The organism is uncultured Aquimarina sp., from assembly GCF_947496855.1.
Taxonomy (GTDB): domain Bacteria; phylum Bacteroidota; class Bacteroidia; order Flavobacteriales; family Flavobacteriaceae; genus Aquimarina.
The window spans coordinates 383,561-398,943 of the sequence record NZ_CANMED010000005.1 but is presented as its reverse complement, the minus strand read 5'-3'; the positions used below and the strand labels follow the sequence as shown (position 1 = coordinate 398,943).

The 15,383-nt window shown below is 32.9% G+C and carries 13 protein-coding genes; 6 read left to right on the top strand and 7 right to left on the bottom strand.

The features are described 5' to 3' along the window. Positions 1-57: 57 nt before the first annotated feature. Entirely contained in the window at positions 58-1,506 is a 1,449-nt protein-coding gene (locus Q0921_RS16595) for a M56 family metallopeptidase (protein WP_299258820.1), read from the bottom strand. A gap of 1 nt (position 1,507) precedes the next feature. Continuing rightward, positions 1,508-1,870: a BlaI/MecI/CopY family transcriptional regulator gene (locus Q0921_RS16590; protein ID WP_299258818.1), complete on the bottom strand. Its 363-nt coding sequence runs from the start codon at positions 1,868-1,870 to the stop codon at positions 1,508-1,510. A gap of 222 nt (positions 1,871-2,092) precedes the next feature. On the opposite strand from Q0921_RS16590, the gene Q0921_RS16585 reads away from it, so the two are divergent. Then, positions 2,093-3,562, top strand: coding sequence for a hypothetical protein (locus Q0921_RS16585; RefSeq protein WP_299258816.1), 1,470 nt, complete (start codon positions 2,093-2,095; stop codon positions 3,560-3,562). Positions 3,563-3,786: 224 nt separating this feature from the next. On the opposite strand, the gene trpS is transcribed toward Q0921_RS16585, so the two are convergent. Next, entirely contained in the window at positions 3,787-4,755 is a 969-nt protein-coding gene (trpS, locus tag Q0921_RS16580) for a tryptophan--tRNA ligase (RefSeq protein ID WP_299258814.1), read from the bottom strand. Between the two features lie 74 nt (positions 4,756-4,829). Here trpS and Q0921_RS16575 point away from each other — a divergent pair, with 74 nt between their 5' ends. Beyond that, positions 4,830-5,570, top strand: coding sequence for a 1-acyl-sn-glycerol-3-phosphate acyltransferase (locus Q0921_RS16575; protein WP_299258813.1), 741 nt, complete (start codon positions 4,830-4,832; stop codon positions 5,568-5,570). 122 nt (positions 5,571-5,692) lie between these two features. Here the strand turns inward: Q0921_RS16575 and Q0921_RS16570 are convergent, their stop codons facing one another. The 4 genes from Q0921_RS16570 to recA all read right to left on the bottom strand — a co-directional run bounded on the left by Q0921_RS16570 (position 5,693) and on the right by recA (position 9,607). Next, a complete protein-coding gene (locus tag Q0921_RS16570; protein ID WP_299258812.1) occupies positions 5,693-7,381 on the bottom strand; it encodes a hypothetical protein in 1,689 nt (562 codons plus the stop codon). A 2-nt stretch (positions 7,382-7,383) separates the two neighbouring features. Further along, on the bottom strand, positions 7,384-7,929 hold the full coding sequence (locus tag Q0921_RS16565; protein ID WP_299258811.1) for an RNA polymerase sigma factor: 546 nt from the start codon (positions 7,927-7,929) through the stop codon (positions 7,384-7,386). A 40-nt stretch (positions 7,930-7,969) separates the two neighbouring features. Beyond that, a complete protein-coding gene (locus Q0921_RS16560; RefSeq protein ID WP_299258810.1) occupies positions 7,970-8,389 on the bottom strand; it encodes a hypothetical protein in 420 nt (139 codons plus the stop codon). 204 nt (positions 8,390-8,593) lie between these two features. Next, positions 8,594-9,607 carry a recombinase RecA gene (recA, locus tag Q0921_RS16555; protein ID WP_299258809.1) on the bottom strand — a complete coding sequence of 338 codons (1,014 nt, stop codon included), beginning with the start codon at positions 9,605-9,607 and terminating at the stop codon, positions 8,594-8,596. Between the two features lie 489 nt (positions 9,608-10,096). On the opposite strand from recA, the gene Q0921_RS16550 reads away from it, so the two are divergent. The 4 genes from Q0921_RS16550 (at position 10,097) to Q0921_RS16535 (ending at position 15,371) form a co-directional block, all read left to right on the top strand. After that, positions 10,097-11,128, top strand: coding sequence for a rhodanese-related sulfurtransferase (locus Q0921_RS16550; protein WP_299258808.1), 1,032 nt, complete (start codon positions 10,097-10,099; stop codon positions 11,126-11,128). 146 nt (positions 11,129-11,274) lie between these two features. After that, positions 11,275-12,558 (top strand): regulatory iron-sulfur-containing complex subunit RicT, encoded by a 1,284-nt coding sequence (locus tag Q0921_RS16545; RefSeq protein ID WP_299258807.1) that lies wholly within the window; start codon positions 11,275-11,277, stop codon positions 12,556-12,558. Then, entirely contained in the window at positions 12,545-13,039 is a 495-nt protein-coding gene (locus tag Q0921_RS16540; RefSeq protein ID WP_299258805.1) for a gliding motility lipoprotein GldH, read from the top strand. Before Q0921_RS16545 ends, Q0921_RS16540 begins: the two co-directional genes overlap by 14 nt. 1 nt (position 13,040) lies before the next feature. Then, positions 13,041-15,371 (top strand): transglycosylase domain-containing protein, encoded by a 2,331-nt coding sequence (locus Q0921_RS16535; protein ID WP_299258803.1) that lies wholly within the window; start codon positions 13,041-13,043, stop codon positions 15,369-15,371. The last annotated feature ends 12 nt before the right edge of the window (positions 15,372-15,383 follow it).

Below are 15,383 nucleotides of genomic sequence, written 5' to 3'. Positions count from 1 at the left end.
AGGGCTGGTTAGAATTTACGATAACCAGCCCTTTAGTTTTGATCTGTAATGAGATTTTTATTCTTTTATCTCAAAAACTATTGGTAAAGAATACATTACGCCAACATTCACTCCATCTTGCACTCCGGGTGTCATCTTAGGTAATTGATTAATAACACGTACTGCTTCGGCTTCTAATGTTGGTAATGGCCCTCGTGCATGAACATCTGTAATATTACCCAAATTATCTATCTTAAATTTCACAAGAATTTTTTGACGTCCACTAAGTTTCAGTTCTTTTCCAATTCCTGTATTAAACTCACTCCCAATGAACTGAGCAACATTTTTAGAGAAACATTTTTTTGCCTCTTTCTTGGAGAGGTTTTCGCAACCAGGATAAACAGGAACCTTCTCTATAACTCCAAATGGAATTTCTGCATCGGCTATTACATCTTTAAAGAATGGTTCTGAAAAACCATTTTTTGTAGTTAATAATAACAATTCTTTTAATGCTTTTCTTTCTTCTTCAGTCATTTCTCCTTTTGCAGCAATGGATTCTTTTAGTTCAGCGATGTTGTTTAAGATTGTACCTTCAGATTTTGAAATACTCTTAGAATTGTCTGTTAATTGTGCATTCGCATCTTCCGTACAAGAAGTGTATATAAGCATAGAACAAACAACAGGTACTAATAATAAATACTTTAATTGAAAGATTTTTCTTGATTTTGATTTTTGTAACATAACAAGTCGATTTTTGATTAATGAATGATTAAAAAATGTATTGATAAATGAAATTTTCTCTGTCTGGAAAACCTGAGATAATAGGTCCTGATAATATTCTTTTTTACTGGTTTCTGCTATAGCCTTAGCATCTGCAATATATTCCTGAAGCATAGTCATTCTATTTTGATATATATAAATTAATGGGTTAAACCAGAATAGAATTCTCAATATTTCAAAGAAAATAAGGTCTATAGAATGATATTCTCTTACGTGAATTTTTTCGTGAAGTAAGACATTGGTTTTTTTATTCTGTGAAAGATTAGTCCCAATATAAATTGTATTGAAAAAAGAAAATGCAGTGGTTGTATTTGGTAATGAAACCAGTGTGATGTTTTTGGTATTTATCTTAGTTCCTGTTTTTTTTAATTTAAAGATTTTAAAAACTTTATAAAGAAATAAAAATAAGCTTGCTGTGATTCCTAGGTACCATAAATACCCAAAAATTGGTATCATAGAAATGTAACTTGATAGGTTGCTCTCTGATCCGATTACAACTTCTGGTAAAAGATGAACTTGCATAGGAGAATTCGTGATAAGTACTTCTGGTAATTGTATGATGTATGCTGCGGGTATATTTTGACTTATAAAATCTAATCGAATCAAAGGAAGTAAAAAACTTAAAATTGGAGTTATGAGAAGATATGTTCTATTCCAGTTGAAAAATGTTTCTTTTTTTAGAAATAGGTCATAGGTTACTAAAAATAGTAGTTGAAGCGCAATGATTTGTAGGATGTAATGTATCATGTTATTCTTCCTCTTTATTTATTTCTCTCATTGCTGCTTCCATCTCAGCTATACTGATATCGTTTTTCTTCATGAAAAAAGAAACCATGCTCTTAAAAGATCCTTGAAAATAACCATCAATCAATTTGTTGATGCTCTGGTTGCTATACTCTGTTTTTTTTACAAGAGGAATATAAATATGGATTCTTCCTTGTTTTCTATAATTAACAAAGCCTTTATCTTCTAATATTCTTACAATTGTAGAAACTGTATTATATGCAGGTTTAGGTTCTGGTAATTGTTCAAGAACTTCTTGGACACTGCCTTCATGTAAACCCCATAGGATTTTCATAATATCTTCTTCTGCTTTCGTTAATTGTTTCATTCTTTTCTTTTTAAGAATTCAAACTAAAATTTTAGTTTGAGATTGCTAATTTAAACTATTTTTTTAGTTTGAACTATTTTTTTAGTTTTAATTTTTAAAACACTGTAGTTTGGAAGCTTTAAAAGGGTAGAAAAGCTCTCTAAACATGTTGTTTGACGATAAAAATTCTATCTCTAAAAAAAAACAGGAAACTTGCGAAATAACCTTTTTACTTTTAAAAAAATGAGAACTCTAGAGATTATTTTGTTAGTTATAATTACCATTTTACCATTTTTGAAACGAGGATTTTTAAAAAAAATAGCAAAGAAAAATATAATGTTTTTCCTATCGGGACTTGTTTTGCTACACCTAATAATCGACGGATACCGATGGCAAATGATTCCTACTTACTTACTAACTCTAATTTTAGTTTGGTGTTTGTATAAAGAATATCCATTTTTTGATGGAGGTTGGATTAGAAAAACTATAAGAGGAATAGCATTAATTTTATTATTGCTATTTGGTTGGGCGTTACCCTATATTCTACCCGTTTTTAACTTACCTAGACCTACTGGAAAACACAATATTGGCTCTCAATATATTCACTTAAAATCAACCCAAGACGAAATAATGACCTCTGATGTAGGAGATAAAAGAGAATTGATGATAAAGGTGTGGTATCCTGCTATCCTGGATAATGAGAAAACAGAATCTTATCTTAATGAAGGCGACAGAGTGAGCTTTGCAGTAAAACATGGATTACCAAAAACCATATTTAATTATTTAGATATTGTCAAAACACATACATACATTAAGCCGTCTGTAGCTATAGGTAAATTTCCTGTATTAATTTTTTCTCATGGGAGTTATTCTCAAGCTTCAGGTTATTATGCTTTAATAGAAGAAATTGTAAGTCATGGGTACATTGTATTAAATATAAATCATACATATGAAAGTACAGGAACACTTTTTCCTGATGGGGAAATAAAGCTTTTTAATTCTGAATATGATAGAAAACAGAATAATCAAGAAATGGCTGAAATGGCTTGGAATGCCATGCAAGACTATAATAAGGCGACAACACCAGAAGAACAATTTAAGACTGTTCATAATCTTATTCTAAATTATTACGGCGCTGAACTAACTGAGCGATATAGCAACGATATTTCTTTGGTTATAGATGAATTAAAAAAATGGAATACATCTACTTTTTTAGCGCATCATCTTGATACAACAAAAATTGGTGTATTTGGTCATTCTCAAGGAGGTGCTGCTGCAGGTCAAGCATTACTTGATGACGGCAGAATAAAAGCTGGAATTAACGTTGATGGTATGCAATGGGGAAAAATAATAGATACAAAAATGACCAAACCATTTACTTTAATTTCGTCTGAATGGGATGACTTACACCCAAATTTAAATATACATGCGTATCATAATGGAAGCTCTTCTGATTTTTACAATGCTAAAATCTTGAATTCTGGACATTCTAGTTTTATGGATATTCCGTTAATGATTAATTTACCATTTATAAATGAAGCAGGAACAATACATCCAAGGAAAGCATATGAGGTAACTACAAACATAGTATTACAATTTTTTGACTTGTATTTATTAGATAAACACTCTAATTTACTGGAATTAAGTAATAAATATCCTGAACTTGAGCTTACGAAAAAGACAATAAAAAAGTTGCCTAACACTGTGCGATAGCTAATTGCTTTGGCAAGTGATTATTTACTAAATTAGTTCTTTAACGCGCAACGAACTCATATACAAATTCCTTCTAGCATTAAGAAGAATGAAACCTGAATTAAAATATATAGAGGAGACTCTAAACAATAATTATAAAAAAAAATGCAATCTACTTATAAAGAGATTGCATTTTTTTAAGTTTTGTTTTCAGAATTATTAATTCCAAAATGAATCAATAATATTTAGTATCCAACTTTTTCACGTACTCTAGAAAGCACTTTATTTGCAACTTCTGATGCTTTTTTAGCACCTATTGCCAGCACTTTATCTACTTCTTCTAGGTTGTCCATATAGTAGTTATAGCGTTCTCGCTCTTTAGAAAATTTACTAATTAGGAGTTCGTACAACGCTTGTTTTGCATGACCATAACCATAATTTCCTCCTAAATAATTTCCTCGCATTTCTGATAATTGCTCTTCTGTAGCTACTAATCTATATAGAGCAAACGCATTACAAGTATCAGGATTTTTAGGTTCTTCTAATGGGGTGCTGTCTGTTTGAATACCCATAATAGCCTTTCGTAATTTTTTATCAGGTAAAAAGAGGTTGATCGTATTACCTTTGGATTTGCTCATTTTAGACCCATCTGTTCCTGGAACATACATCGTTTCTTTCTGAAATTGTGCTTTTGGCAATACAAAAAGTTCTCCAACTTGATTATGCATACGTTCTGCAACATTTCGGGTCATTTCTATATGTTGTTCTTGATCTTTTCCCACCGGTACAACTTCTGCATCATATAATAAGATATCTGCGGCCATAAGCATTGGATAGCTGAATAATCCCGCATTGACATCTTCTAATCGATCTGCTTTATCCTTAAACGAATGCGCTAGCGTTAACCGCTGATATGGAAAGAAACAGCTAAGATACCAAGACAACTCTGTTACTTGAGGTATATCACTCTGGCGATAAAAAACTGTTTTTTCTATATTCAAACCAAAAGCCAGCCAGGTTGCAGCGGTAGAGTAAGTGTTTTCTCTTAACGTTTTAGCATCTTTAATCTGTGTTAATGAATGCATATCCGCAATAAATAAAAAGGAATCGTTCTCTGGCTGATTAGCCATATGAATTGCTGGAATGATAGCTCCTAATAAGTTTCCTAAATGAGGTGTTCCTGTACTTTGGACTCCTGTTAGAATTCTTGCCATAGTAATTTTTTAGTTTGTCGCAAAGGTAATTTTTTTGTTCAGATACCTCAAACCAATTGTGTATTTTTGCCGTTATGTTGATCATTAGAAATATATTGATTCTTCTTTGGCGTATCTGGTTCTATATAATGATGGGTATTCCCATTATTATTTTATTTCCTATTCTATTGATATTGACATCAAGAGAACAATGGTATCCACAATTTTTTGTAGTCGCCAGATTCTGGGCTAAGGTTGTATTGTATGGCAGTGGTTTTGTTCCTAAAGTAAAAAGTGAGGAAAAGGTAGACACTCATAAAAGTTACATGTTTATCGCGAACCATACTTCGATGGCTGATATTATGTTAATGTTTTATTGTGTAAAGAATCCATTTGTATTTGTTGGGAAAAAAGAACTGGCTAAGATTCCGTTATTCGGTTTTTTTTACAAACGAACTTGTATACTTGTCGATAGAAATAGTCAAAAAAGTAGGAAAGAAGTTTTCGATAGAGCGCAAGCCAGATTACGCGATGGAACTAGTATTTGCATATTTCCAGAAGGGGGTGTTCCAGATGACGAATCTGTTATACTGGATGGTTTTAAGGATGGAGCTTTTAGATTAGCAATTGACCATCAGATCCCAATATTACCACTAACATTTCTTGATAATAAGAAGCGATTTTCATATACTTTTTTTAGTGGAAGTCCAGGAAAAATGAGAGCTTTTGTTCATAAAGAAATTCCAACTAAAGGGCTGACACAAGAACAGAAGAAAGAACTAAATATAACAGCGCGTAATGTTATTTTGGAAAAATTAAAATCACATCGGTTTTAAAAAAAACAAAAGCTGTTCCTCCCCAGAAACAGCTTTGTCATTATTGCTTCCCTAGAGCAATAATTCAACCTAACCAACTAAAATGCCTAAAACACATTTAATCACTTTTCTTTTTCGTTGTCTTAAAATTTAAAACTTATTCCGGTGTATATACCGAAATAGTAGGGTTTAAAATTTTCTGCACTTTCTTTAAATCCATTAAATTGATATTTAAAAATAGGTTCCATATTAATCCTAAATTGATCTGATAATTTATAATCAAATCCTATACCAATATTTCCGCTAAAACTAATGTCGTTTACAGTTTCATCTCTTGCTACATTTTCATTCCTAAAATTACCTGCAATGATGGATACTTCCTCATCTTCTACGAAGAGTGTGCTGACTCCTCCAATCATATGAATTCCAATTTTAGAATCTGTTAACGAATATTTAAGCTCTAGTGGTACTTCGATATATCCAATACTATGATTAAGTAGTCCAGGATTTTGAGATTTCACTAAAACTTCGCCATTAATATCTGGAGGAGAAGGAGTAAAGCTAGCTTGTGGAGCTTGAAAATCCGATACAATAACACTTTGGGTATTTGTAAAGTTATTGTTATTGTCTCCTCTACCTACAGAAGAAATTCCAAAACCTACATCTTCTGTGTTATACCCAACATCAACCTTATTAACTCCTGATCGAACACTTAATTTTTTATTAATTGAATAAGCAACCTGAATACCGTAACTAAGGTTAACTTGTCCTTGTTTGTTATTATCCGAAAATTCCGGATCGATAGAAGATCCACCAAATGAATCGTAATATACAGGAGCAACGTTTGGTACTATATTCCATCTTTTACCTGACTTAGTTTCTGCAATGATTTTTTCTTTCTCTTCTTTTTCTTTAATAGCCTCAAAAATTGATTTTTTTCCACTATCCTGATTTTGATCTGAAACTTCTTCTTTACCTAAATTATTAGATGTTTCTTGGTTGTCAACAATTGACTCATTAACGCCATTTTCTTTATTGGTAGGATCTTGAAAATATGCGTGTTCTTTTTCCGTGATATTTTCGGATTGATTGTTAGTAGAATTATTATTTTCTACTATGTCATTTTTAGCAATAATAGCGGTACCTGCAACAGAAACTTTCTCTTTATTTATTTCAGAAGCACTAGCTTTTTGTGTTTCGGTTACCGTATTAAAAGTTGTCGCTTTTTGTTCCAATAGGATGTCGTCTTTTTTCTGATGACCTCTATTTGACAAAATCGCTTCGTTATTGGATGTCTCTGTTGTTGTTATAAGCTTTTTATTGGTAGCATTTTTATTTGCAGAAGGGTTTTTATAAGTATTTGAAATCTTAGATTTAGGATCTGAAGTTATATCAAAAGGAGTATCTTTCTTATCATTATTTTTTAAGGAATTATTTGTAATAGCTTCGTTATTCTCATTGGAGCTTTCTGAAGCTCCATCATTATAGTTTGACTTTTTATTTTTTGGAGTGTCTACAAGGCCATCATCAGGAATGATTGTGTTACTGTTTTGATTTTCAGTAGATAAATTATCAGTGTTTTCCGAGTCCTTAGTAACAACTATAGAGTCTTCAGTACTGTCCGCTGTTAGTAAAACGGATCCAACAGATAAAATTACCGCTACTAGTGCAGCAATTCCGGCAATGCGATACCAAAACGGTATAAGAATTACTCGTTTCCGATCCTTGTTTTTCCGATCTTGAATTTTTTTCCAAATAGCATCATCAGGTGTAACTTCAAAATTTTTGAACTTTTCCTGAAATAATCTATCTATATTTTTTTTATCACTCATCTTCATCCTTCAATTGATTGAACGCGTGGCTCATGATTAGTTTCTATTTTTTCTTTCAAAATGTTTCTGGCTCGTGCCAAATTGGATTTAGAGGTCCCTATCGAAATAGTAAGCATTTCTGCAATTTCCTTATGAGAATAGCCATCTAATACATAAAGATTAAATACCAATCGATATCTATCCGGTAATTGCTGAATAATTTCTAGAAGATAATCCAAGGGAACATTGTCCTCATCTATTTCTACTTCTACTTCTTCTATCTGATCCTCACCAATAATTTCAAAAACTTTTTGTTTTCGGTATTTTTGTAATGCAGTATTGATAGTAATTCGTTTTATCCATCCTTCAAAAGAACCTTTATTTTTGTACTGTTCTATTTTTTCAAAAATTGTAATAAAGGCATCCTGCAATGTGTCTTCAGCACTTGCATAATTGTTAGAATACTTGAGACATATAGAAAATAATTTACTACCATATAATCTATACAGCTGTTCTTGCGCCTTAGCATCTTGTTTCTTACATTTTTTTATGAGTTGGTCTAAACTCACGAACAGTTTTTGTTTTGGTTCATACTATATTATCAAAGCATTATTCTACAACAGGAACTTCTATAATTAAAAATTGATTTTCACCTTGATCATTTCTGCCTTGCCAAAATCTGAAAACATAAGAGTCTTCTGATCCAACAAAAAAGTTAATTGAAGCGTCAATCAAATCTGTTTCTTCAAGATCGTCACACACACGATCATTAACCACAACATTAACTACAGAAACTGTACGTTCGTTTGATAGTCGGTCATAATCAAATCCGCTAAAAGAGTGGCAGTCAGAAGGTCTAAAATAAGAAACTGTAATGTCATAAGTTTCACCTCTTGTAAATTGATCTGCAATATCTACTTCTTCAATGGGAACTCTTTCATACGAAAAAATGATTCCATTATCATCATTTAAGCAACCTGTCAAACAACTTGAAAAAATAATCAATGCAATTATTCTTATCCTTTTCATACTAAAATAATTTTGGGGTTCTACATACCAAATTGTATCATATAGATGTAATTATTGATGTTTGGTTGCGTTCGCACAAGATAATTTTTAGGAGACATTGTGTAACTTTAAATTTCTTTGCACGATTTTTATATAGAACTTGGATATAAGGTATAAAAAAATCCCGAAGGCTCGGGATTTTAGTATTTGTTTATCAGAGTAACTTTATTCACTAACAATTTTTATGGCTTCCTTGATTTTTTCTTCCAATTCTTCCATAAGTTCAGGGTTGTCATTTAGTAATGATTTTACAGAATCTCTTCCTTGACCTAGTTTTGTGTCTTGATAACTAAACCATGAACCACTCTTTTTGACAATTTCATAATCTACTCCAATGTCTATGATTTCTCCTGTTTTAGAGATTCCTAGACCATACATAATATCAAACTCTGCTGTTCTAAATGGCGGAGCCACTTTGTTTTTCACAACTTTTACACGAGTTTTATTACCTTGCACTTCACTGTTACTATCTTTAATCTGAGTAGATCTTCGAATATCCAAACGCACAGAAGCATAAAACTTAAGGGCATTACCACCAGTAGTAGTTTCAGGATTACCAAACATTACTCCGATTTTTTCACGAAGCTGGTTAATAAATATAACCGTGCAATTTGTTTTGCTAATAGAACTAGTTAATTTCCTTAAAGCTTGAGACATTAATCGTGCGTGAAGTCCCATTTTAGAATCTCCCATTTCCCCTTCAATCTCACTTTTTGGAGTTAATGCAGCTACAGAATCAATAACAATAATATCAATTGCCCCTGATCGGATTAAGTTATCGGCAATCTCTAATGCTTGTTCTCCATTGTCAGGTTGAGAAATAATAAGATTATCAATGTCTACGCCTAGTTTTTCTGCATAAAAACGATCAAATGCATGCTCCGCATCTATAAAAGCAGCAATTCCACCAGCTTTTTGTGCTTGTGCAATCGCGTGAATTGTAAGCGTGGTTTTACCCGAAGATTCAGGGCCAAAAATCTCGATCACTCTACCTCTTGGATATCCTCCTACACCAAGAGCTAAATCTAGTCCTAGTGATCCTGTAGAAATTACTTCTACTTCTTGAACTGCAGAATCCCCCATCCTCATCACGGTGCCTTTTCCGTAGGACTTATCTAGTTTGTCTAAAGTTAGTTTTAACGCTTTTAATTTTGCATCTTTTTCTTTATCCGTACTCATGCGTTTACTTTCTTTTGTAATTGATTTTGGCTAAAATACTACAAGTTTTTTGCAAACCCATTTCAAAAAATATACTTATCTGACTAATTTATTAACAATGATTATTAGCTTAATAGAGTAATAGTTTATTTTTTTTTAAAAATATACGCAACCTTTTTTCTATTACTGCATCTTTAAAGAAAGCAAAACTTGAACAAACTATGATGAAGGAGGATGTAGATGAAATTTCTTAAAAGAGTCGTAAGACACAACCTTGATGGCTGTACAGTTACTAGTATTAGTAATTGTATGGTTGAAGGTGGCTAGCTTCGTTATTTAATTTTTAGTCTTTTAGATTAAGTAAATTAATTAAATAACGAATTAGCCCAAAAAATGCCTTGAAGTGGTTTTCAAGGCATTTTTTTTATTCAAAACCGAACTGTTCTTGCATATTACACTATGATTTGTACTTTTGTAAAAAAATCTTTTAACTTAAAAAATTAGTATAGCATGCAACTGTACAATAAATTAAGTGCAAAGGAGAGAGCTACTCTTATTGATGAGGCAGGTACGGACCGTCTTACACTCTCTTTTTATAAATATGCACATATCGGTAATACCGAAATTTTCAGAAATCATCTTTTTATACATTGGGACGAACTGGACGTTCTGGGAAGAATATATATTGCTAATGAAGGGATTAATGGTCAACTGTCCGTTCCTGCACCAAATTTTGAAGCATTCAAAAAACATTTAGATAGTATTTCTTTTTTGGAAAATGTACGCTTGAATATTGCCAGGGAACAGGATATTAAATCCTTCCTGAAATTGAAAGTGAAGATTCGTAAAAAAATTGTTGCCGACGGTTTAAATGATAAAACTTTTGATGTTACAAATAAAGGAGTTCATGTCGATGCAGAGAAGTTTAATCAATTGATTGAAGATCCAGATACTGTATTAGTTGACATGCGTAACCATTACGAAAGTGAGATCGGTCATTTTCAGGGAGCAGTAACTCCTGATGTTGATACTTTTAGAGATTCTTTGGATATTATTGAGGAAAATTTAAAAGAGCATAAAGAGGATAAGAAACTAGTGATGTATTGTACTGGTGGAATTCGATGCGAGAAAGCAAGTGCATATTATAAGCACAAAGGTTTTAAAAATGTATTTCAACTAGAAGGTGGAATTATAGAATATGCTAGACAGGTAGAAGAAAAAGGGTTAGAGAATAAATATCTAGGAAAGAATTTTGTTTTTGATCATCGAAGATCTGAACGAATCTCTAAAGATGTTATTTCTAATTGTCACCAATGTGGAAAACCTTGTGATACTCACGTTAATTGCGAAAATGAAGCATGTCATCTTTTGTTCATTCAATGTGAAGAATGTGCAACTGCAATGGATAGTTGTTGTTCTTTAGAATGTAAAGAGATTAATAGCTTGCCCTATGAAGAACAAAAAGCACTGAGGAAAGGTAAAGGAAATAGTAATAAAATCTTTAAGAAAGGCCGTTCTGAGGTCTTAAAATATAAGCAGTAATGCTAAAATGATTTAGATACTATGGTTTTAAAAGAAATCATAGTATCTTTATCGATTAAGATGTCGGATGTGTAAAACACCTGACCCAAGTAAGAATCATGTTTGCTGTGTTTTATCACAGGCAAATTTCAATATAGCAAGAGAATATGGGGTGTAGTAGTTGTTCCTCCGGGAAAGACGGACAACCAAAAGGCTGTAAGAATAATGGTACGTGCGGTACAGATGGTTGTAATAAATTAACTGTTTTTGATTGGTTATCAAATATGTCGCTACCTAGCGGTGTAGCACCTTTTCATTGTGTAGAAATTCGTTTTAAAAACGGACGTAAAAGCTTTTTCAAGAACGCAGAAAATCTTTCATTAAGCATAGGAGATATTGTTGCTACAGAGGCTTCTCCAGGACACGATGTAGGTATTGTTACACTTACAGGAGAATTGGTGCGTATCCAAATGAAAAAGAAAAAAGTAGATGTAGATAGCGAAGAGGTTAAGAAGATATATAGAAAGGCTTCTCAGAAAGATATTGATATTTGGCAAAAAGCAAGGGATCGTGAGCAAGCAATACAGGTTCGTTCTAGAGAAATAGCAATTCGTCTAAAATTACAGATGAAAATTTCTGATATAGAGTTTCAAGGTGATGGTTCTAAATGTACTTTTTATTATACAGCGGAAGACAGAGTTGATTTCAGACAATTGATTAAAGAATTTGCACAAGAATTTAGTACCAGAATAGAAATGCGTCAGATAGGTTTTCGCCAGGAAGCTGCTCGATTAGGTGGTATAGGTTCTTGTGGAAGAGAATTATGTTGTTCTACTTGGCTCACCGATTTTAGATCTGTGAACACCAGTGCTGCTAGATATCAGCAATTATCATTAAATCCTCAGAAATTGGCAGGTCAATGTGGTAAACTAAAATGTTGTCTTAATTATGAATTAGATGCTTATATTGATGCTTTAAAAGAGTTTCCTAAGACCGAAGTTAAGCTCCATACCGAAAAAGGTACAGCTGTATGTCAGAAAATTGATATATTCAAAGGGTATTTATGGTACGCTTATGAAGGAGAATGGATGAATTGGCACAAGATTTCTGCCGATCATGCTAATGAGATTATTGAATCAAATAAAAAGAAAGAAGCGGTAGCTAGCCTAGAAGATTTTGCTTCAGAGCTTATTGAGGATACTAAAGTTGAATTTGAAAACGTTGTAGGACAGGATAGTCTAACGCGCTTTGATCAGCCAAAAAGAAGCAATAGGAGGAGGAATAAAAATCGGAATAAAAATAAAAAGAAAGTTTCTGTAGAAAAGCAAAATCCTACTTCTCAAAAATCAAAAGAAGGAAATACTGAGAACAAAAATTCAAATAGGAAAAATAACAATCAACGCAATAAAAAACGTAAACCACAGCAGCGCAAGAATAATGATAAATCTTAGGTTTTTAACATTACTTTTTCTGTTAGTAAGTATTGTTTCTTGTGATGATGCAAGGGTTTTTGATGAATATAGAACAGTGTCAGGCTCTTGGGAAAAAAACGAGAAGATACGTTTTACCTTACCCGAACTTGATTCATTACAGCGATATAACTTATTCATCAATGTAAGAAACAAGAACGACTATAAGTTTAGTAATTTGTTTCTAATTAGCGAAATGGAGTTTCCGAACGGCAAAATAGTTACAGATACTTTAGAATATGAAATGGCAGAACCAAACGGGGAATGGCTCGGTGTTGGTTTTACGGATCTAAAAGAAAGTAAACTCTGGTATAAAGCAAATGTAAATTTTGTAGAAAAAGGAGAGTATAAAGTGGTACTTCAACACGCAATGAGAAAGAATGGAGAAACACTCGGAATAAATTCTTTGGAAGGAATTACAGATATAGGTTTTAGAATAGAATTTGCAGAAAACCCTAAATAGTATGGCTAAAGCAACACCAAAATCAACAAGAAAAACATCAAAAACCCCTCAATTAAATGTGATTAAGTACATAAAGTGGTTTTGGATCATTTTTGCATCCGGAATGTTTTTGGTAATATTAATTTTCCTTTTTGCTAGTTGGGGATATTTTGGAGAAATGCCAGGGTTTGATGATTTAGAAAACCCTCAAAACGATTTGGCAACTCAGATTATTTCTTCTGATGGCAAACAAATAGGAACTTTTTTTAAAGAAAATAGAACTCCTGTTAATTTTGAAGATTTGGCTCCAGATTTGGTGAATGCATTAGTGGCAACCGAAGACGCTCGTTACTACGAGCACTCTGGTATAGATGCCAGAGGAACGATACGTGCTTTTGCCTTTTTAGGGAAAAAGGGAGGTGCAAGTACCATTACACAGCAGTTAGCAAAACTTCTTTTTACAGGAACAAGATCAAAAGGATGGCAACGATATACCCAAAAAATTAAAGAATGGGTAATCGCTACTCGATTGGAAAGACAGTATACCAAGGATGAGATCATGGCAATGTATCTTAATAAGTATGATTTTCTTAATCAGGCGATTGGAATAAGTTCTGCCTCTCGTATTTATTTTAATAAAACACCAAATGACCTTAAGAAAGAAGAAGCAGCGGTGCTAGTCGGGATGCTAAAGAATTCTGCGCTTTTTAATCCGTTGCGAAGACCAGAATTGGTAAAAAAGAGGCGAGATGTTGTTTTGTTTCAGATGGCAAAATATGAATATATTACCGCTCAAGAAAAGGATAGTTTACAACAATTACCACTAAAATTGGATTATGCGCCAGAAGGACATTCTGATGGGATTGCTACTTATTTTAGAGAGTATGTAAGAAGTTGGATGGGAAATTGGGTGAAAAAAAATCCAAAAGGAGAAGATGAAGATGGTAATACTCAGTTTTATAATATTTATAGAGATGGTTTAAGAATTAATGTTACCATTGATTCAAGAATGCAGAAATATGCTGAAGAAGCTGTTCAGGAACATATGTCTAACTTACAAAAAGAGTTTGATAAACAGGAACAGAAAAATAAGACGACACCTTTTAGAGATTTAACTAAGAAGGAAGTCGAAGGAATAGTTAAAAGAGCTATCAGGAGTTCTGCAAGAAGAAAAATAATGTTATCTCAAAATAAAAGTGAAAAAGATATTTTGAAATCTTTTGATGTTAAAACTGAGATGAAAATATTTTCCTGGAAAGGGTATATAGATACTATTATGACTCCTAGAGATTCTATTTTGTACTATAAAAGATTTTTAAGATCAGGAATGATGTCGATGGAGCCACAGACTGGTCAGGTTAAGGCTTGGGTTGGAGGTGTCGACATTAAGCATTTTCAGTATGATCATGTTTATCAAGGAGCGCGTCAGGTGGGTTCTACTTTTAAACCTTTTGTATATGCTACAGCGATAGATCAACTTAAATTATCTCCTTGTGATACATTACCCATGTCACAGATTACAATTCCTGCTGGATCGCACGGTGTGATGGAAGATTGGACTCCAAAGAATAGTGATGCTAAGTATACAGGGTATTTAAGCCTTAAGGAAGCGCTTGCAAAGTCTGTAAATACTATTTCTGCACGTTTAATGGATCGAATTGGGCCAGAACCTATTGTGAGATTAGCTAAGAAATCTGGAGTGCAATCAGAAGTTATTGAAGTGGCTTCTATAGCATTAGGGTCTGTAGATCTTAAGTTATCAGAGATGGTAGGTGCGTATGGTACTTTTGCTAATGAAGGTATTTATAATAGACCAGTAATGATTACTAGTGTTGAAGATAAAAATGGTGCTACATTGTATCAATTTGAACCAGAAACACGGGATGTGATTAGTAAAGAAGCAGCTTATGTAACTCTAAACCTTTTAGAAGGAGTTACCCAATCAGGATCTGGAGCACGTCTGAGATCTGGACCCTCTAATAGATACGATTACAAAAATGTGATTACTGGATACCCTTACCAATTTACCAATCCAATTGCTGGTAAAACGGGGACGACACAGAATCAAAGTGATGGTTGGTTTATGGGTATAGTTCCTAATCTTTGTACTGGTGTTTGGGTAGGAGGAGATGATCGTGCTACTCACTTTAGTTCTGTAAGATATGGACAAGGAGCTACTATGGCATTGCCAATATGGGCATTATATATGAGAAAGTGTTACGCTGATAAAACACTTAAAGTGTCAAAAGAAGGGTTTAAAAAACCAGAGAATCTAACTATAGAAGTGGATTGCAAAGAGTTTAAGAAAAACATAAAAATAGAGGATCCTATAGAAGATGAGTTTGGTCTTTAGATTATAATCATT